At 71.2% G+C, this 18072-nt stretch carries 17 protein-coding genes; 5 read left to right on the top strand and 12 right to left on the bottom strand.

Annotated features, from left to right (window positions below; all coding sequences use genetic code 11):
- The first annotated feature begins 379 nt into the window (after positions 1-379).
- Positions 380-1093 (top strand): hypothetical protein, encoded by a 714-nt coding sequence (locus tag AWX74_RS33450; protein ID WP_091284819.1) that lies wholly within the window; start codon positions 380-382, stop codon positions 1091-1093.
- A 3-nt stretch (positions 1094-1096) separates the two neighbouring features.
- Here the strand turns inward: AWX74_RS33450 and AWX74_RS33445 are convergent, their stop codons facing one another.
- The 7 genes from AWX74_RS33445 to AWX74_RS33410 form a co-directional block, all read right to left on the bottom strand.
- On the bottom strand, positions 1097-2980 hold the full coding sequence (locus tag AWX74_RS33445; protein WP_193209759.1) for an AMP-binding protein: 1884 nt from the start codon (positions 2978-2980) through the stop codon (positions 1097-1099).
- A gap of 102 nt (positions 2981-3082) precedes the next feature.
- The gene (locus tag AWX74_RS33440) at positions 3083-3877 is read right to left on the bottom strand and encodes an SDR family NAD(P)-dependent oxidoreductase (protein ID WP_091284813.1); all 795 of its coding nucleotides are present in this window, start codon (positions 3875-3877) and stop codon (positions 3083-3085) included.
- A gap of 341 nt (positions 3878-4218) precedes the next feature.
- Positions 4219-4890, bottom strand: coding sequence for an esterase/lipase family protein (locus tag AWX74_RS33435; RefSeq protein WP_091284811.1), 672 nt, complete (start codon positions 4888-4890; stop codon positions 4219-4221).
- Between the two features lie 189 nt (positions 4891-5079).
- Positions 5080-5850, bottom strand: a complete 771-nt coding sequence (locus tag AWX74_RS33430; protein WP_054568239.1) for an SDR family oxidoreductase — start codon at positions 5848-5850, stop codon at positions 5080-5082.
- Positions 5851-5998: 148 nt separating this feature from the next.
- Positions 5999-7171: a branched-chain amino acid ABC transporter substrate-binding protein gene (locus tag AWX74_RS33425; RefSeq protein WP_091284809.1), complete on the bottom strand. Its 1173-nt coding sequence runs from the start codon at positions 7169-7171 to the stop codon at positions 5999-6001.
- 323 nt (positions 7172-7494) lie between these two features.
- The gene (locus tag AWX74_RS33415; RefSeq protein ID WP_091284805.1) at positions 7495-8997 is read right to left on the bottom strand and encodes a CoA transferase; all 1503 of its coding nucleotides are present in this window, start codon (positions 8995-8997) and stop codon (positions 7495-7497) included.
- 247 nt (positions 8998-9244) lie between these two features.
- Positions 9245-10396, bottom strand: coding sequence for an asparaginase (locus AWX74_RS33410; protein ID WP_091284849.1), 1152 nt, complete (start codon positions 10394-10396; stop codon positions 9245-9247).
- Positions 10397-10638: 242 nt separating this feature from the next.
- Here AWX74_RS33410 and AWX74_RS33405 point away from each other — a divergent pair, with 242 nt between their 5' ends.
- Positions 10639-11832 (top strand): thiolase family protein, encoded by a 1194-nt coding sequence (locus tag AWX74_RS33405; protein WP_091284803.1) that lies wholly within the window; start codon positions 10639-10641, stop codon positions 11830-11832.
- A 168-nt stretch (positions 11833-12000) separates the two neighbouring features.
- Positions 12001-12234, top strand: coding sequence for an FmdB family zinc ribbon protein (locus AWX74_RS33400; protein ID WP_091284802.1), 234 nt, complete (start codon positions 12001-12003; stop codon positions 12232-12234).
- 230 nt (positions 12235-12464) lie between these two features.
- On the opposite strand, the gene AWX74_RS40955 is transcribed toward AWX74_RS33400, so the two are convergent.
- The 5 genes from AWX74_RS40955 to AWX74_RS33375 all read right to left on the bottom strand — a co-directional run bounded on the left by AWX74_RS40955 (position 12465) and on the right by AWX74_RS33375 (position 15819).
- Positions 12465-12824 (bottom strand): hypothetical protein, encoded by a 360-nt coding sequence (locus tag AWX74_RS40955; protein WP_193209760.1) that lies wholly within the window; start codon positions 12822-12824, stop codon positions 12465-12467.
- 9 nt (positions 12825-12833) lie between these two features.
- Positions 12834-13178, bottom strand: coding sequence for a hypothetical protein (locus AWX74_RS33390; RefSeq protein WP_091284799.1), 345 nt, complete (start codon positions 13176-13178; stop codon positions 12834-12836).
- A 469-nt stretch (positions 13179-13647) separates the two neighbouring features.
- Positions 13648-14073: a DUF2795 domain-containing protein gene (locus AWX74_RS33385; protein WP_091284848.1), complete on the bottom strand. Its 426-nt coding sequence runs from the start codon at positions 14071-14073 to the stop codon at positions 13648-13650.
- Positions 14074-14128: 55 nt separating this feature from the next.
- Positions 14129-14971: a metallophosphoesterase family protein gene (locus AWX74_RS33380; protein WP_091284797.1), complete on the bottom strand. Its 843-nt coding sequence runs from the start codon at positions 14969-14971 to the stop codon at positions 14129-14131.
- A complete protein-coding gene (locus tag AWX74_RS33375) occupies positions 14968-15819 on the bottom strand; it encodes a nucleotidyltransferase family protein (protein WP_091284846.1) in 852 nt (283 codons plus the stop codon). The genes AWX74_RS33380 and AWX74_RS33375 overlap by 4 nt, the downstream gene beginning before the upstream one ends.
- Positions 15820-16705: 886 nt before the next feature.
- On the opposite strand from AWX74_RS33375, the gene AWX74_RS33370 reads away from it, so the two are divergent.
- Entirely contained in the window at positions 16706-17251 is a 546-nt protein-coding gene (locus tag AWX74_RS33370) for a MarR family winged helix-turn-helix transcriptional regulator (RefSeq protein ID WP_193209761.1), read from the top strand.
- A gap of 283 nt (positions 17252-17534) precedes the next feature.
- Positions 17535-18056, top strand: a complete 522-nt coding sequence (locus AWX74_RS33365; RefSeq protein WP_054568245.1) for a DoxX family protein — start codon at positions 17535-17537, stop codon at positions 18054-18056.
- Positions 18057-18072 lie beyond the last annotated feature (16 nt).

Raw genomic sequence — 18072 nt, 5'->3', positions numbered from 1 at the left:
CGGCCGCCCGCAGGTAGATGACCTCGTCCTTGACGTCCTGCCGGCCCAACGCCGCCCCCTTCGACCCGATGACCATCGGTGGACATCGGGTCGCCTGGAGAGACCAGGGAACGGGCGAATCTGACACACGTGCTCCCGGCAGCCGCCAGGGGCGGCTGCCATGGCACAAACCGTAGTCCCGGAACCGGCCTCCATCGCCAGCCTTGCTTCACGAGCTCACCGGCATCACAGAATCACCGGCTTACCAGGCGACCCGGCCCTATTTTTCCCTGCATCCGTGGAGGCCAGCGCAGCGGCCTGGCGACCCTTGCTCAGCAGCAGCGGTAGCAACAGCGGGCCTTCACGCTCCACGATCCGGCTGGCGGAGCAGAATGGCCGCGTGCTCACCGAGGACGACATCGACGACATCACCATCCGTGCCGCGGGTGACGGCCGGCACGAGCAGGCGGCGGCCGAGTTCGAGGACCTCGCCGGCCAGCCCGCGCTTCACGGCGAGATCAGCGCCACGACGCTGCTGGTCCACGCGGGAGGCCAGTACGGCCTCGCCCGCCGGTGGGACGAGGCCGTGCGCTGCTACCGCGCCGCCCTGGTCGCTTCACGCGACAGCGGGCGGGAGGAATTCGATCCCAGGGTCTGGCTGCACGACGCGCTCCTGCGTTGGAACAGTGACAGCGCGGCGACCACGGAGCCCGCGGCACGTGTCGCCGGCGAGCCAGGCTCCGCCGGCACGGCTGGCACGGCCGGCACGGCCGGCACCGACACCGCTGAGCGGCTCGAACGCGCCACCGAGGCCACGGCTCTGCTCGCCGAGATCAAGGCGAGCCGGCCCAGGGACCCGGACGTCTACGCGGCGGTCGCCGAGACCCTGGCGGAGCACGACCAGCTCGTCGAGGCGCACACCTGGTACACGATGGGCTTCCAGCGGTGCCAGCGCGCCGACGTCCCGGAGTACCTGCTTCAGCTGCTGCTCGTCGGGCGCCGCACGATGCGCCGCAAGCTCGACTACCCTCTCGACGAGCTCGACCTGATCGCCGACGCCTACGTCGACCACCAGGAGCCGGCGGGCGAGCTGGGCGAGCATCTGGGCGCCTAGGGCTCAGGAGTCGGGGGCCAGCACCGGGCGGATCGCGTCGAGGACCGCCACGTCCTCGATGGTGGACGGAACCGCCGGCGAGCGACCGTCCGCCAGCTCACGCATGGTCCGGCGCAGGATCTTGCCGGACCGGGTCTTGGGCAGCGCGGCGACGACGTCCACCCGCCGCAGTGCGGCGACCGGGCCGATCTCGGCGCGGACCAGCGCCACGAGCTCGGCCTCCAGCGCCGCCGAGGAGGTCTCCACGCCACTCTTCATGACCACGAGCCCGCGCGGCACCTGCCCCTTGAAGGTGTCCGCCACGCCGACGACCGCGCATTCGGCCACCGCCGGATGCGAGGCGAGCACCGCCTCCATCGAACCGGCGGAGAGCCGATGGCCGGCCACGTTGATCACGTCGTCGGTGCGCCCTAGGACGTACAGATAGCCGTCGTCGTCCACGAAGCCGCCGTCGCCGGTCAGGTAGTAGCCGGCGAACGCCGAGAGATACGACGCGACGTAGCGGTCGTCGTCCTCCCACAGCGTGGGCAGGGTGCCGGGCGGCAGCGGCAGCCGCAGGCAGATGGCGCCCTCGACCCCGGCGGCGACCTCCTCGCCCGCCGGGCCGAGCACCCGGACGTCGTACCCCGGCATCGGGACGGACGGGCTCCCGGCCTTGAGCGGCATCCGCTCCAGCCCGAACGGCGAGGAGCAGATGGCCCAGCCGGTCTCGGTCTGCCACCAGTTGTCGATCACCGGGAGCCCGAGCACCGCCGTGGCCCAGTCGAACGTCGCCGGGTCCAGGCGCTCACCGGCGAGGAAGAGCGCCCGCAGCGAGGCGAGGTCGTACCTGCCGGCCAAGGCGCCCGCCGGGTCCTCCTTCTTGATCGCGCGGATCGCGGTGGGCGCGGTGAACAGGATGTTCACCCCGTGCTCCGCGATCACTCGCCAGAAGGCCCCCGCGTCGGGGGTGCCCACCGGCTTCCCCTCGTACAGGATGGTCGTCGCACCGGCGATCAGCGGCGCGTAGACCGTGTACGAGTGGCCGACCGCCCACCCGATGTCGGAGGCGGCCCACATCACGTCGCCCGGCCCGATGCCGTACACGTTGCGCATCGACCAGGCCATCGCGACCGCGTGGCCGCCGTTGTCCCGAACGATCCCCTTCGGGCGCCCGGTCGTCCCGGACGTGTAAAGGATGTACAGCGGGTCCGTCGCCGCGACCGGGACCGCCGGGTGCGGCGGCGCCGCGGTGACGAGCGGCTCCCAGTCGTGGTCCCGCCCGGCGAGCAGCTCGCAGCGCTGCTGTTCGCGCTGGACGATGACGCAGGCCGCCGGCTTGTGGGTGGCCAGGGCGATGGCCTCGTCCAGCATCGGCTTGTAGGGCACCAGCCGCGTCGGCTCGATGCCGCAGGACGCGCTGACGATCGCCACCGGGCGGGCGTCGTCGATACGGGCCGCGAGCTCCGGGGCGGCGAAGCCGCCGAAGACCACAGAGTGGACCGCACCGAGCCGGGCACAGGCCAGCATCGCCACGACCGCCTCGGGGATCATGGGCAGGTAGATGATGACCCGGTCGCCGCGCCCGACCCCGAGCGACGCGAGCGCGCCGGCGGCCCGGGCCACCTCGTCGGTGAGCTGGGCGAAGGTGAGGCGGCGGGTGGTGCCCGCCACCGGCGAGTCGTAGACCAGGGCGGTTGCGTCCCCGCGGCCGGCGTCGACGTGCCGGTCCAGGGCGTTCACGCTGGTGTTCAGCTCCGCGTCGGGAAACCAGCGGTAGAAGGGCGGGGTGCCCGCGTCGAGGACCCGTACCGGCGGGCGGGTCCAGGTGACGGCCTCCGCCGCGGCGCCCCAGAAGCCTTCCGGGTCGGCCTGCCAGTCGTCGTACGCGCGCCGGTATTCGCCCATGCCTGCCATCCTCTCGCCGACGCGCCGTCTGTCAAGAGCACTTTGACGCTGGACGGACGGCGAGCCCTTTGACGCTGGACGGACGGCGGCGGCGTGCCGCGGTCAGGCGTGGCCGGTCTGCGGGCCGAGGACCCGCGCGGTGATCCCCGCGACGAACCCGCGGCGCAGCAGGCGGGACGCGTTCGAGGTCAGGTAGTTGAGCCGACCGTCGATCACGTAGGGCTGGCCGCGGTCCAACGCCCGGAAGGCGCTGGTCACAACCTCCTCGGTGGTGCGCAGCCGGCCGCCCGCGCTCATCGTCGACCCGAGGGCGTCGAAGAAGCTGGTGTCGGTCGGCCCGGGGCACAGCGCGAGCACCTGGATACCGCGGGACCGGTACTCGGCCCACAACGCGATCGAGAAGGACAACACGAAGGCCTTCGACGCGCCGTAGACAGCCATGTAGGGGACCGCCTGGAAACCCGACGTCGACGAGACGTTGATCAGCGTCCCGCGTCCGCGTTCGACCATGGCGGGCAACAGCAGGTGGGTCAGCCGCTCGACCGCGACGGCGTTGAGCATGACCTCGCGGTGGTCTCGTTCGGCGGCCAGCTCGTCATACCGGCCGCGTGTTCCGAAGCCGGCGTTGTTGATGAGCACGTCGATCTGGTGGCCGTCGGCCAGCACCCGTTCGACCAGATCGTCCGGGCCGCTCTCCTCGGAGAGATCCGCCGGGATCACGGCGACGTCCACGCCGTGCAGGAGTCGAATTCTGTCCGCGACGGCCCGCAGGCGCGTCTGGTCCGGCGCGGTGAGGACGAGATCGGCCCCGCGCCCGGCCAACGCTTCGGCCAGGGCGGCGCCGATCCCCGAAGAAGCACCCGTCACCAGCGCGGTTCGGCCGCGGAAATCGGTCACGTCGCCAAGCTCCTCAGGTCGGTGACGGAGCGCCGGACAGCCCGCGGGCGGCCGAACCGGTCTCGACCGCCAAACAGCGACAAACAGTGACGAAACGGGAGAGATGGGACGGACTGGGGCGCTTCCGACGGAAGCCAAGGTACCGGAGCAGGGGGGCGATCCCGCCGCCGTAGGCCGGGAAATCAGTGCCGTGACCGGCAGAATCCCAGATCGGGGTTACACCTGCCGGTCACGGCACCGGAACGGGCACCAGCACGGGCCACGGTCACGTTCCGTCACCGATATCGCCTCGTCGCGACGTTCGGCCGGTACCGCATTCGCCGCCTCACTGGGCCCTCGGCTCAGGCGATGAACGCGCGCACTCCGGCGGCCACGGTGTCGTCGTCATGCAGCTCGGAATGGCCCAGGCAGCCGGCGGCGGTATTGGTCGCACCGGTCAGCGCAACACTCGAATCGGGATTGATGGTGTCGTCACACGACGACCACCAGGTGCCGTAGCTGACCGAGCCCGGCGTCTCGTCGGTGGCGTTGAGCGCGTTCAGGAAAGAGGATCCGGGGACCATGTCCGAGCAGGCCGTGAACAACCAGCTGCACAGGGAGGCGGTGGTGGTGCCGTGATTCGGGCCGCCGAGCGAAACCCAGTCGTCGACGACGGACGTCCCGCCCAGGTTCTTCAGGAAGTAGCGGGAGGACAGCGCACCCATCGAGTGGGTGACCAGGTCGACCTTGGCCGCGCCGGTGGCGGACCGCACCGCGGCGACCTTACTGGCCAGCTGGTTCGCCGTGGTCACGTTCGACTGGGTCGAGGTGTAGGTGAAGATGGTCAGTTCGGACGCGGAGTAGCCGTGGGCCTGGAAGTCGGCGACCATGTCGGTCCAGGTGGACGTCGAGCCGTTGAAACCGTAGACGAAAATTACCGGGTCGTGGGTCGCCGCGGACGCCGAGGTGCTGGTTCCCAGCAATGCGGTGAACGCGACGGCGAGGGCACCAAGAATTCTGGCTGCGCTGAACACTGAGCCCTTTCCATCGTCGGCTCGGACCCCCGGAATCCCGACCGTTCACCGTGGGATGGAAGGGTCTCGCCGGGGATCCTGTTGGAGGTCGGATCAGAGCTCGATTCTCACTGCCGGCCCGGGGCACCGCCGCCGGACCATTTCATGTTCACCATCAATTGCACGCCCGGAAATCCGGGTGTCGTTTCGTTACATCGCCGCGACCTTCTGCGTCGGCCGCATCACGATGTCGGTCACCTCGACCCGGCGCGGCAGCTCGACCACGGAATGCACCATCGCCGCCACGTCCTCGGGCTGCATGAGGGCATCGGGATCCCAGTCCCGGCCCTCCGTCTCGAAGATCCGCCGCTGCATCGCGGTGGCCGTCCGCCCTGGCAGGATCGTGCACACCCGTGGCCCCTTCGGCCCAAGCTCGGCGCGCAGGCTGTCCGCGATCGCGCGCAGCGCGTGCTTCGTCGCCGCGTACTGACCGACCGCCGGCCCCGCCGCCAGCCCCTGGGTGGAGTTCACGAAGATGATGTCGCCCAGCGTCCGGGTGAGATCGGGCAGGAGCAGCTGCGTCAGCGCGTACGGCGCCCGCAGGTTGACGGCGTACTGATCGTCGAGATCAGCGAGGCTCGCGATGCTCATCGGGTCGCTGTGGTAAACGCCGGCTGAATGAACGAGCACGGAGACGTCGCCCAGCATTTCCCGCGCGGTTTCGACCAGCCGCTCCCGGCCGGCGGGATCGGTGATCTCGGTGGCGAAGACGCGCACGTCGAGCTCGTGACGAGCGGCCTCGGCCGCGAGGCGGGACAACGCGGCGGCGTCCCGCCCGGTCGCCAGGACAGCCGCCCCGGCGGCCGCGAGATCAAGCGCCACCGCATAGCCGATTCCGCTGGAAGCACCGGTCACCACCGCCGCCCGGTCCGCCAGACGGCGCGGGGACGGTGTGTCACCGCTGATCGGCGACCGCACCATGACAGGAAAACAACCCTTACGTTAGTGGAAGGTTCAGCGTGCTCAACCTTACGCCGAATCCAGCACAGTCCGGCCGATCGACCACCCACGCCACGCAGGGACGACACCCCATCGGTGCCGGAGACGTCCCGACAGCCCCTGCGGGGCATCAGGATCGGAGCAGGTCCGTGATCTTCCCGAGGCTCACGATCTCGCCGTCCTCGACCTTGTACAGGTAGACGGTGGGCACCTTGAGCTCGCCGGTCTCCTCGAACGAGATGTCCCGGGTGACGCCCTTCCAGCTGACGTCCGCGAAGGCACGGGCGACCGCCCGGCGGTCCCCGTCGGGGCCGACGACCCGCAGCGCGCGTACCAGGGCCCTGGTGGCGTCGTACGCCTCGCCCGAGTAGACCCCGGGCTGCGCCCCGCCGTTGGCCGTCTCGAAGGAGACGACGAAGTCCGCCGCGTTCGCGTCCTCGTGGACGTCCGCACAGGCGCACGAGAAGAACGTTCCCTCGGCGACGTCGGCGCCGGCCCGGGTGACGTACCGCTGGTCCCGCGAACCGTCACCCGACATCACGGTGCCGGCGAAGCCCTTGTCCCGCAACGCCTCGGCGAGCCGGGCGAGGTCGGTGTAGTAGCCGGCGTAGTAGACCACGTCCGGCGCCTCCGCGATGATCCGCTCGGCCTGGGTGGTGTAGTCCCTGGCCGGGTCGATCCCGTCGTGCGTGACATCGACCCCGTCGGAGGTCAGCTCGGCCTCCAGCGCGGTGGACAGCCCGATGCCGTAGTCACCGCGGTCGTCGATCGAGTACACCTTCTTCGCCTCGAGGACGGTGGAGATGTAGTCCGCGACCGCCCGCCCCTGCACGGTGTCCGGGGCGATCGCCCGGTAGAAGGTGGTGAAGCCCAGATCCGTCAGGGCCGGACCGGTCGCGGACGGGCTCACCGAGAGCAGGCCGGCCTCGCTGTAGAGCGGCTCGCTGACCTCGGCGGTGTCCGTCAGCAGCGGCCCGATCACCGCCACCACGTCGGAATCCCGGACGAGGCCGCGCGCCGCACCCGGCGCCCGGTCGGGCGAGCCGCCGTCATCGACCTCGACGAGCTTCAGCCGGAACGGGACGCTGGCGTCGGCGTTCACCTCCGCGACCGCCGTCCGCACCCCGTAGAGGGCGTTGACGCCGAGCTTGCGGTCGTCGCCGGACAGCATGCCCTGAAAGCCGATGGTGATGGTCTTCCTGCCGTCGCCGGGCGAGTCCTCCCGACCGAGCCCACATGCCGTCACGGTCACCGCCGTCACGACGGCGAGGGCGATCGCGCCCATGGCCGGTCGCCTGATCATGTCCTGCGTCGCCTCCGGTTCGCGCCACCACGAAGTCGCAAAACCCAGTCCTACGCGACGACAGGCCTGTGGACGAGACGACCCGGCCCGTTCAGGCGGTCATCGGCGAGCAGGATCTGAGGATCGTGGTTGCTGGAACGACCAGAATCCTCAGATCTTCGCACTGTGGCTACGATCTGCCGCTGCTACCGAGCAACACCGAGGCCGGGCCCCGCAGGCAGAGGCAGGGCCGCAGGCAGAAGCCTGGGCGGGGCAGCGGCAGCGGCAGCGGCAGCGGCAGCGGCAGCGGCAGCGGCAGCGGCAGCGGCAGCGGCAGCGGGACGCTAGGCCTCGTCCCGGGGCTCCCAGCCTGGCGGGCTGGTACCCAGTGAGGCTGGCGCCATCGTCCAGCCCGGCGCCCGGCCGCCGACCGTTCCCGGGGGCGCGATGTAGGAGACCTCACCGAACTCGCTGCGCAGCCGCCGGCAGAAGCCCTCCGCGTCGGCTCTGGTCTGGTCCGGCACCGCGAGCGTGTCGCGGTGGCCCAGCTCCTGCAGCCACCGCCCCGCCTGGGCTAGCGACGTCCGGACGTGCCAGCTCCCGCCCTCCTCGCCCCGCCGGGCCAGGGCTGCCAGGACGCCGTAGGCGGCGAGATAACCGGCCGTGTGGTCGAGCACCTGGGCGGGCAGGAGCCGCGGGCCGTCGTCACCACCAGCCCGGCCCTCCGCCATCGCGATACCCGAAGCGGTCTGGACGAGGCTGTCGAAGCCACGCAGGCCGCTCCACGGGCCGGTACGGCCGTAGGCGCTGATCGTCGCGACCACGACTCCGGGCCGCAGGCGGGCCAACGCGTCCGGGCCGAAACCCAGGCGGTCCAGCGCACGCGGGCGGTAGGCCTGGATGACGACGTCGACGGTCGAGATCAGCTCCCGCAGCCGGCGTGCGTCCGCGGCGACCCGCAGGTTGAGGAACGTGTTCCGCTTCCCGAAGCCGGTGTCGATGAGCAGTGACCGCTCCTCGGGCAGATGTGCGGCGCCGACCCGTAGCACCTCCGCGCCGTAGCCGGCGAGGGTCCGGCCACAGACCGGCCCGGCGACGACCCGGCTCAGGTCCAGCACGCGGATGCCCTCGGCCGGCAGGTCGGCCGGTCGAAGCCGGGTCGGCGCGGCCTCCCCGAGCGGCTCGATCTCCAGGACGGGCAGCTCGGCCAGCGCCTTCGCCTGCCGGTGGGACGACCACTCGTCCTCGTCACGCGCCATCGTGGCGCACATGCCCATCGCCTGCAGCTCCAGCTCGAGCGACTCGGCCTCGAAGCGCGCGACGGCTCGTTCGACCTCGGCCCGGTCGTTCGACACGTCGAGCAGCTCCAGGATCCCGGCCCGGTGATGCGGGAAGTTGCAGTGCAGCTCGATCCACCGGTCGTCGGCGGTGCGGTAGTAGCCGGAGATCGGGTCCCAGGGCGTCGGCATGGGCCGGCCATCGACCCGCAGATACCGTTCGCTGCGGAACGCCGCGCAGGCGTGCCGGGTATCGATCTCGATCTCCGGCTGGCTCGTCGCATCCGCACCCGCACCCGGCCAGCAGGCAGCGGAACCAGCGGAATCGCCGAAACCAATGGAACTATCGGCACCGCCGGAACCACAGAGGCCACTGGTGCCGGAGTTCCGCGCGACGAGTAACCGGCCGGCGCCCACGGCCGCGGCGGCGACGCTCGCCGTGGCCAGCTCCGTCACCCGGTGCAGACTCGGCAGGACATCCACCGGACCGGTGATGGTCAGCCGGTCCACGACTCCCTGATCGCGGACGAGCGTCGCGACCTGGGCAGCAATCATCGCGTTGTCGGCCATCTCCCCATCCTGTGCAGCGGATCAACAATGCTGCCTGACGCGTAACCGGCCGGACCGCCCGAGTTACCACCACCCCCTGGCCATGTCCCAGAGTGAGGCTTATGTGACGGACAGCATTACACAGCTGTGCCACCACACGCACGCAACGCCGCTTTCGGGCACGTCGCAGGCCTGGACACCGACACATGGCCGGGAGCAGACACCCGACCCGGCACCCGGAATCACACGCCGATGTCACGCACTGTGATCACGTGCCCGGCGAGAGGACCACGCGCAGCACACCCACCTCCGCGCCCCCGCCGAACGTCTTCGGCGTGCCGAGCTCCTCGACGCGGGCCAGATCGGCGTCGGGGTCGGCGCCGAACGCACCGAGATACCGCAGCGCGGCGATCAGAACCGGCATCGCGGCACGCTGAGAACCATCCTCGATCTTGACGGCGGCCGCGAATCCGGCCGACGTCGCGGCGACGGACACGCCTTCCGCGCCGTCCTTCGCGATCAGTGACGGCACCGCGAGCATCAGCTCCGTGTCCGGGCGCCCGGGCCCGCCGACGCGGGCGGGGAAGGCGCGCATCGCCGCCGCGACCCGCTGCCTCGGCGACGCCGTTCCCACCGGCCCCACACCCGCAGGCCCGGCCCCCGCAGGCCCCGCCGGCCCCGCAGGCCCAGCCGCCGCGAGCGCAAGCTCACGCATCCCGCGTACGAGGCCGAGCAACGGAACGCCGAACAGCGGTGCGCCACAGCCGTCGACGGCGGGAGCCGTCACCGGGCCGCCGACAAGCTCCTCGATCGCGGCCCGGATCCGCAGCTGCAGCGGGTGGTCCGGCTCAAGGTAGCCGCTCACCGGCCAACCGGACCCCGCACAGCAGGCGATCATGCCTGCGTGCTTGCCCGAGCAGTTCATCAGTAGTCGTTCGGGGCCTCCCCCGGCGGCGAGATGCCGCTCGTGGGCAAGGTGCCCGAGCGGAAGATCCGGCGGGCAGGCCAGGTCGCTCGGCCCCCGGCCGGCCGCCGCCAGCACGGCACGCACGGCCGCCACCTGCTCGGGCTCACCGCTGTGCGACGAGGCCACGATCGCGAGCAGCTCCGGCGGGATGCCGCCCGCGGCGGCGCTCCCACCGCCGGACACGCCCGGCACAGCCGGCCCGACCGGCGTCGCCCCGAAGACCACATCGAGCCCGGCCGTCAGCATGCCCACGGCCTGCATCGGCTTGACCGTGGAACGCGGCGAGATCACCGCGCTCGGATCACCGGCGGCCAGCAGCACGGCACCAGTGGGGTCGAGCCCCACGACGGTTCCCCTGATCCGGCTCTCGACCAGTACGTCGACGCCGGGCGCGCGGCCCCGCAGGATCTCGGCGACGACAGGTGGCGCCGCGCCGTCGGACCCGCCAGCCACGTACCGCTGCGGCCGGCCCTGCTCCGGCGCGGGCTGCCCGGCGCCACACCGCTCCGGCGCGCGCTGCTCCGACTTCGACACGCTCGCCTCCGACATCCTCATGATCGCGGAGCCGTCATGGGCTCAGGCTACGCGGGCTCGGGACCTGCGCCACCAGTGAGTTGCCTTTTCCAACCCATAGGTCCAGACTGACCTACATAGTGAGTCTGGTATTCGGACTCACTCGGGAGAAGGAGTCCTCCATGCGTGACGCCGTCATCGTCGAAGCGGTACGGACCCCGATCGGGCGCGGGCGGGCCACCGGCAGCCTTGCTCCGGTCCACCCCATCGACCTGCTGGCCCACAGCATCTCCGCGGTGGTCGAGCGGGCCGGCATCGATCCCGCCCACATCGACGACGTGATCGCCGGCTGTGTCACCCAGACCGGCGAGCAGTCCGCGAACATCGCGCGCTGGGCCGGGCTCGCGGCCGGCCTGCCCGAATCCGTGCCAGCCACCACCGTCGACCGGCAGTGCGGCTCGTCCCAGCAGGCCGTGCACTTCGCCGCGCAGGGCGTGATCGCCGGTGCGTACGACATGGTGGTGGCGTGCGGGGTGGAGTCGATGGGCCGAGTCCCGATGGGCTCGGCGACCCAGCCCGGCGACAGCCGCGGCGTCCGCATCAACGAGCGCTACCCCGCCGGGCTGGTACCGCAGGGCATCAGCGCGGAGCTCATCGGCGCGCGCCGCGGCACTCCTCGCGCGCAGCTGGACGAGTTCGCGCTCGCCAGCCACCAGCGGGCCTTCGCCGCCACCCGGGAAGGCCTGTTCACCCCCGAGATCGCGCCGGTGAAGGTCACCCAGGCGGACGGATCGGTCGTCGAGGTCTCCGCCGACGAGGGGATCCGTCCGTCGACGAGCCTGGAGGCGCTCGCCGGGCTTCGTCCCGCCTACTACGACGAGGCGGCCGCGGCGCGTTTCCCGGAGATCGGCTGGAACGTGACGGCGGGCAACGCCTCACAGATCAGCGACGGCTCCGCGGCGCTGCTGATCACCACCTCGGAACGGGCCCGTGAGCTGGGGCTGCGCCCGCGAGCCCGGCTGCACAGCTTCGCCGTCGTCGGCGACGACCCGTTCCTGATGCTGCGCGGGGTCATCCCGGCGACCCGCCGGGTGCTGGAGCGCTCCGGGCTGCGGCTCGACGACATCGACCTGTTCGAGGTGAACGAGGCGTTCGCCGCCGTCGTACTCGACTGGCAAGCCGAGATCGGCGCCCCGGCCGAGCGGGTCAACGCACGGGGAGGTGCGATCGCACTCGGCCACCCGCTCGGCGCCAGCGGCGCCCGGATCATGACGACCCTGGTGCACGCCCTGGAGCAGACCGGTGGGCGCTACGGGCTGCAGACCATGTGCGAGGCGGGCGGACTCGCGAACGCGACGATTCTCGAGCGCCTGTGACCCTCAGGTGGGCTCTTAGCAGGTGGGCTCTCAGGCGCCGGTGACTTTCCAGGCGCATGAGGGTCCAGGCACGGCACCTGCGGCTCTCAGGCGGCTGTGAGGATTCCGGACTGGCCGGGCTGGGTGACTCCGCCCCCGCGGCACCCGGCACCGGCCTATCCTTGCCCTGTGCCCGCCTACGAGTACCGATGCCGTGTCTGTGACGCTTCCTTCGAGGTGCGTCGCGGTATCCACGCTGACAGCACCGCCCCGGCGCCGTGCCCCGCGGGCCATCAGGAGACCTCTCGGGTTTTCTCCGCGGTCGCGGTGAGCCGCGGCGCGTCGGCGCCCGCGATGGCGAGTGCGCCCGCGCCGGCCAGTGGTGGCGGGGGCGCCTGCTGCGGCGGAGGCTGCTGCGGCTGACCCGGGCAGCACTGACCCGTCCCGGGGCCTGCGCTTACCCGTGCCCGCCTGGCGACCCACCGGGGATCCCGCGCCGCCACACAGCGCCAGCAATTCATGCCAACAGGCGCAAACGGGACGAAGAGTCAGTTGGTAACCCGCAAGAAGTGCGGGTTTCGGTTGCTGCAACAGCCAAAATCCTCACTTCTTTCCCCGGAGCAGCGGGGGCTCGGGAGCAGCAGCGGAGCGGATCAGGGCTGTCGCCCCTGCCGGGAACCTCGTGGGCTTCCCTCGCCGCGCCGCCCTTCAGGCTCCCTGTGCGCTGCCGACCTCGTGGCTGACCCGGCTGGCTTCGTGGCGGCTGGCGGCTTGGTGTCGTGGGTGGACGTCGGAGCCTGACCCGGGGCACGCCGCCGTGAGGCCCGGTTACGGGTCCCCACGTCGACCTGCCGCTCGCGCTGACCGCCGGCCGCGGCCGCACGCTCGGCGATGAGCCGCCGGGTGATGATCTGCATGGTCTCCACCCGCTCGGCCTCGTCGAGACCGCCAGCCAGCGTCACCAGCAGGTCCGAGGATCCCGGTCCACACGCACCGTCCAAGGTCCCAGCCATGCCGGTTCCCTACCCATCTTCTGGGTCGGGCACGCCTGGCTGGGCTGGCCGCGGGCGTGTCCCGCCTCCTCGCCCGCTCCGGCGAGCGGTCCGGCCGGCAGCCAGACGCTGGGTGAGCATCCGGGCCTCCTGCCTCGTCTCGGCGGCGGCGGCCCTGGCTCCGCGACGCAGCTGCTCGGTCGGTATCTGCCAGTCGATGCCCGGCCGGCCGAGCACAAGGCCGGTCGCGGCGATCAGGACCCAGAAGCCGAGGACAGCGCCCGCGGCGAACAGGTCCAGTGCTCCCAGCAGGGCCGAACAGCCGAGCAGCACAGCCGCTCCGACCAGCGCGAACACCACCGGATGCCGGGCCACCCACCTGGAGCACGAACGGGAGCGGGAGCCGGCGCGCCCGACGGGGCGACGGCGTGCCGTCCCCGCGCCGCGCCCCGGACCGCCGCGCCCCGGACCGCCGCGCCCCGGACCGGCGCGCTCCCGACCGGCACGCTCCCGACCGGGATGTACCGCGATCGGGCTCGGCGGCTGCGGACCGGTGCGGGGGCCGGTCGCGGTATGCGGCGACTTCGCGAGCCTCCCGGATCCCGATGACGCGGAGCTCGCGGACGCCGCGGAGCCCGCCGAAGCCTTGGAGCTCGCGGACGCCCCGGCCTTCGCGGGGCGTCGGCGGGGGCTCGGCTGTCGTTCCAGGACAGGACCATCCATGCCAGGCCTGTGCCCAGCGTGAGGGCCGTGTACCAGCCTTCCTGGCAACCTCGGCTGTCTTTCACCCACGTCGTCTCTCACCCAGGTCGCAGGTTTGGATCAGCAGCGGGAAGTCCGGGCCTCAGTAGCGCCGGGACTCCACGTGCGCGTCAGCCCGCAGCGCACGCCACAGCTGCCCCAGCGACGTGAACTGGACCCCTTCGGGCGCGCCACCGACCTCGTCGATCACCCGGTCGGGCGCGTGCTGGTGGCGCAGATGGTCCATCACCTCGTTGCGTTCGGCCGGGAAGACGGCGCGGCCCAGCCACCGGGCCAGCTCGGAGCGTTCCTCCACGTCCACCGAGGTCATCCCGGGCGGGGCACTGCCGAGGACGCCCGCGCCGTCCGGACGGGCAGCCAGCGCCGAGGTGTCCTCCGCCGGCGGCTCCGGCGACCTCCACTCGCCGACACGGGTGTCCCGACGTGCGCGGACGTAGCCTGCGACCTCGTGCGCCAGCACCTCGTCGCGCACGGCTCCGTGCTTGGCACTGCCCCGATCCATCGACATGAGCACGCCCCTTCTCGTCTGGTGTCCTGGGCGTACCCGCACCAGCCGGTCATGCTCACCTCGAACGCCACAGATTCGTAGTCGAACTGGCCCGTTCGGGTGACGACGCGGGCTGCCGGCCGGCCGTAGGCCGCACCGTGACGTGGTCCGTCGCGGCGGCGGCGGTCCCCCGCGGAGCGCAGGCGGCCTCGTCGACCTCGTACAGCGCGAAGGCCCGGCCGATCACCGGTCTGGCGACGTTGCGGACGGGGACTCCCCCGGCCGTGCGCCCCTTCTCGGTGCCCGCATGGGCGTGCCCGTGCAGCGCGAGATGGGCTCGGCCGGCGTCGACCGCCTCCGCCAGGTGGTAGCTGCCGAGGAACGGGAAGATCTCCGGACGCTCCCCGGCGAGGGTGTCGGGCACCGGCGAGTAGTGCGTCAGCGCGACGCGCACGTCGCAGTCGAGATCGTCGAGGGCGGTGCGCAGGCCGGCGCTGACCTCCTTGGAGTGGCGGATGAACGTCTTCATCAGCGGCTCGCCGAAGTCACTTCCGCTGGCCCCGGCGAAACCACCGCCGAAACCCTTGGTTCCGGCCACCCCCAGGCGCACGGCACCGACCGGCAGCACCGTCCCGGTGCCCTCCAGCGTCCGCACCCCGGCGTCGGCCAGTACCGAGACGATCTGGTCCGGCTGATCACCGTGGTAGTCGTGGTTGCCGAGCACCGCGATCACCGGCACCTCGGCGTCGACGAGCTCCCCCGCCACCACCTCCGCCTCCGCCACCGACCCGTGCTGGGTGAGATCACCCGCGACGAGCAGCACGTCCGCGAGGTCGCCGACCCCGGCCATGCAGGGCGCGAAGGTGCCCGGGGAGTCCGTGCCCAGATGGATGTCACCGACAGCGGCAATTCTGATCATGGCACGGTCTCCACGATCTCCGCTGTCGGCGGCAGCTCCCGGTGCGAGACGGTGACCTCGTTGCGGATCGGCCGGTCGGGGACCAGCTCCGCCAGCACCGCGTCCAGCCTGTGTCGGCGGGCCTCCGTCGCGACCTCGCCGCGCACGGTCACCCCCTCCGGACCCACGGCCACCTCCAGCCCGAGCTCGGCCACCCGCGGGTCCTCGGCGAGGCGCTCATGCAGGTCACCGGCGAGGTACTCCGCGGGCTCGGTGACGTCCAGCCCCGCCGGAGGCGCGGGCACTCCGACGGGTGGCGGAATCAGCTTCAGCCGGGTCGCGATAAGCAACGCGGCCTCGGCGAACGGGGAGTCGGCGGTGGCCCGCCGAACCTGGGCCCAGTCGACCTGTTCCCGCATCGCGCGAATCATCGGAAGTACCCGGCCGAGATCGCAGTAACGCTCGTCCAACGCGAGCAGGGTCATCTCGAACCAGTCGGTCGCATCGAGGACGGGCATCCGGACCGAATCGACGGACAGGTCACGCGAGCGCGCGAGCATCTCGTCGGTCACCGCCCGGCCGACCGGGTGATGAATGAGATCGACCAGGACGTCACCGTCGTAGACCTTTGTCAGCCAGTCCTCAGGTGGGTCCACCGGACGCAGCCCCGCCGAGCGCAGGACGTCCACGGCTGCGGGGACGTCGGACTCACGGAGCATGAAGTCGACGTCGTGGACCGGCTCCGGACCACCACGGGCCCAGCAGGCATAGCTGCCGCCGAGCGCGAAGGGGATCTCGGCCTCCTTCAGCGTCACGGCGACCCGTTTGAGGCTTTCCCGTAGCCCTCGTGGTGCATCATCCATGACCATCGGGGTACCCGCGCCGATGTCGGTGACTCCCCGAACGCCGCATCCGTGTCGGGCGCCCCGCATCATGCCCCGGCGGGACACATCACCGCTAATTCGGACACAAGGTGCCGACCGCACCTCAGTGACACACGCAGCCCTATGGTCGTCTTCACGACACGTAAGCACACGGTCTTCTGCCGGGCGCATCCGCACGAGCATGGCACTGATTCCAGCCGGCAGGTGGTTCCACGAGTACCACCGGTAAGCCATCGCCGCCCTGCGCACCAAGTACGTCACCCGGAGCGGAGACGAAGAAGTCCTACGTGTTGTTCCCCCGTGGGACCACCGTGACGCACGCATCCCGCCCTTCGGGGACTCTATGCACCGCGCCGGAGTCGCTGGACGAAATTTCATGACATAGGTCTGGCTGACATATCTGGTGGGAGCCTTGTGGCCCAGGCAGTGGATCACCTTCCGGACGACCCGCCACGCGGGCCCTGCCGCACGTCAACGGCCCGCACGGGCTACGCCGAACACGTCACGCTCCCACCCTCGAGCCGGCAAAATGGAACGGCCGGACACACCTCAAGCCGGCCGTGATGACATGTCGGGCACGCCCCACCGGCAGGCGCCGGATGCCCGTGCAGATCCGCGGCACGCCGACCGGTGACCATCCACCGGATATCTTTGGAACGAACAGCGCGGTTTGGAACATGCCGGATGAGTTACCCGTTCCGTGGGGTCATCCCCGTGCGATTCCTCCGGCTTGCCGGCAACGGGCGTAGAGATGCGAGATGATGACCAACGCGAAGCCCCATGCCGTCGGGCGCGCGAACGTCCCAGCCCATCCCAGCCCGACATCCCTGAATGGAACGAAGCCCTGACCCCGCCCGCGTCATCTGCCTATGTGACCATTGAGACCCGTGAGGACGCCGTGAACCAGCGATACCCGGGACCGAGACGGCCGGCCGAGGAGACCGACCCCGGCCGCGCACGGCCCGTAGCTGACCTGTCGACACACCCCGGACAGCTCGCCCGCCGTCTGCAGCAGGTCACATATCAACTCTGGACAGCTGTCGTGTCCACCGAGACGACCCCACCGCAGTTCGTCGTTCTCAACAGCCTGCTCGCCGACCCCGACATCGACCAGCGCACGCTGGGCGAACGGGCGTCACTCGATCGTTCCACCGTCGCCGACGTCGTCGCCCGCCTGGTGCAGCGGGGGCTGATCCGCCGCGTTCGCGACCCGCGCGACGGCCGTCGCAACGTCCTGCGCCTGACGCAGCGCGGCGAGGCCACCCACAGCCAGGTCGCGAGCCGGGTGGAGCGGATGAACGACCTCCTGCTCTCCCCCCTGAACACGGACGAGCGCACCGCGCTGCGTTCCATGCTGACGCGGATCATCGAATCCGTCCCCGCGATCTCGGCGGCAGAGGGCACCGCCGCGGTCTGAGCCGGGTCGGCCTCACCGCCAGAAGAGCAACCACTCGAAGTAGTGAGGCCGACACCCGCCACCAGGCGCCCCGCCACCGGGCGCCCCGCCCCCAGGATCGCTCTGGCACCCACGCACCACACCCCGCCCAGCCACACCCGCACCGCCTCGCACCGGGCCGATGGGGCCTCCTGCGCGCAAGCTGTCGAATCTGCGGCGAAGTAACGCTAGCGTCTGCAGTCATCCGACCAGACCAGTGCTGACAATCGTCGGCTGGTCCTTACGCCCAGGAGAGGAAGGTCCCGTGACCTCGCCCGACACCGCGGCGCTCGTTCTCAGAGTCGTCGTCGGCCTCACGATCGTCGCGCACGGCTACAACCACCTCTTCGGGCCGGGCGGCGTGCAGGGCACCGCGGGATGGTTCTCCAGCATGGGCCTGCAGCCGGGCATCGTGCATGCCTGGACGTCCGGCCTGCTGGAACTCGCCGCCGGGTTCGGCCTCGCCTTCGGGTTCCTGACCCCGTTCTCCGCGGGCGCGATCATCGGAACCATGGTGGTGGCCGGCATCACCGCGCACCGCACGAACGGCTTCTTCATCTTCAAGCCGGGGCAGGGCTACGAGTACGTCCTGATGATCGCGGTGGTGTGCGCCGGCATCGCCATCCTCGGGCCGGGCAAGGCCTCACTCGACAACGTCATCGGGATCGAGGACCTCAACGGCTGGGCGGGTGGGCTCATCGCCGTCCTGCTGGGTGTCCTCGGCTCGGCCGGACTGCTGGCGACCTGCTGGCGGCCCGGCAAGCCGGCCTCGTCGACCTCGTCCTGAGCCGACCCCGTCGGTG

Source organism: Parafrankia irregularis (assembly GCF_001536285.1).
Classification (GTDB): domain Bacteria; phylum Actinomycetota; class Actinomycetes; order Frankiales; family Frankiaceae; genus Parafrankia; species Parafrankia irregularis.
The sequence above is the reverse complement of the archived record's forward strand: the minus strand, read 5'-3'. Positions and strand labels throughout refer to the sequence as shown.

Bases quoted from the DNA above. Each gene is read 5' to 3' on its own strand.
- AWX74_RS33430 (WP_054568239.1), bottom strand. From the start codon at position 5,850: ATGGTGCGGTCGCCGATCAGCGGTGACACACCGTCCCCGCGCCGTCTG.
- AWX74_RS33380 (WP_091284797.1), bottom strand. From the start codon at position 14,971: ATGATCAGAATTGCCGCTGTCGGTGACATCCATCTGGGCACGGACTCC.
- AWX74_RS33425 (WP_091284809.1), bottom strand. From the start codon at position 7,171: ATGATCAGGCGACCGGCCATGGGCGCGATCGCCCTCGCCGTCGTGACG.
- AWX74_RS33385 (WP_091284848.1), bottom strand. From the start codon at position 14,073: ATGTCGATGGATCGGGGCAGTGCCAAGCACGGAGCCGTGCGCGACGAG.
- AWX74_RS33445 (WP_193209759.1), bottom strand. From the start codon at position 2,980: ATGGGCGAATACCGGCGCGCGTACGACGACTGGCAGGCCGACCCGGAA.
- AWX74_RS33405 (WP_091284803.1), top strand. From the start codon at position 10,639: ATGCGTGACGCCGTCATCGTCGAAGCGGTACGGACCCCGATCGGGCGC.
- AWX74_RS33415 (WP_091284805.1), bottom strand. From the start codon at position 8,997: ATGGCCGACAACGCGATGATTGCTGCCCAGGTCGCGACGCTCGTCCGC.
- AWX74_RS40955 (WP_193209760.1), bottom strand. From the start codon at position 12,824: ATGGCTGGGACCTTGGACGGTGCGTGTGGACCGGGATCCTCGGACCTG.
- AWX74_RS33375 (WP_091284846.1), bottom strand. From the start codon at position 15,819: ATGGTCATGGATGATGCACCACGAGGGCTACGGGAAAGCCTCAAACGG.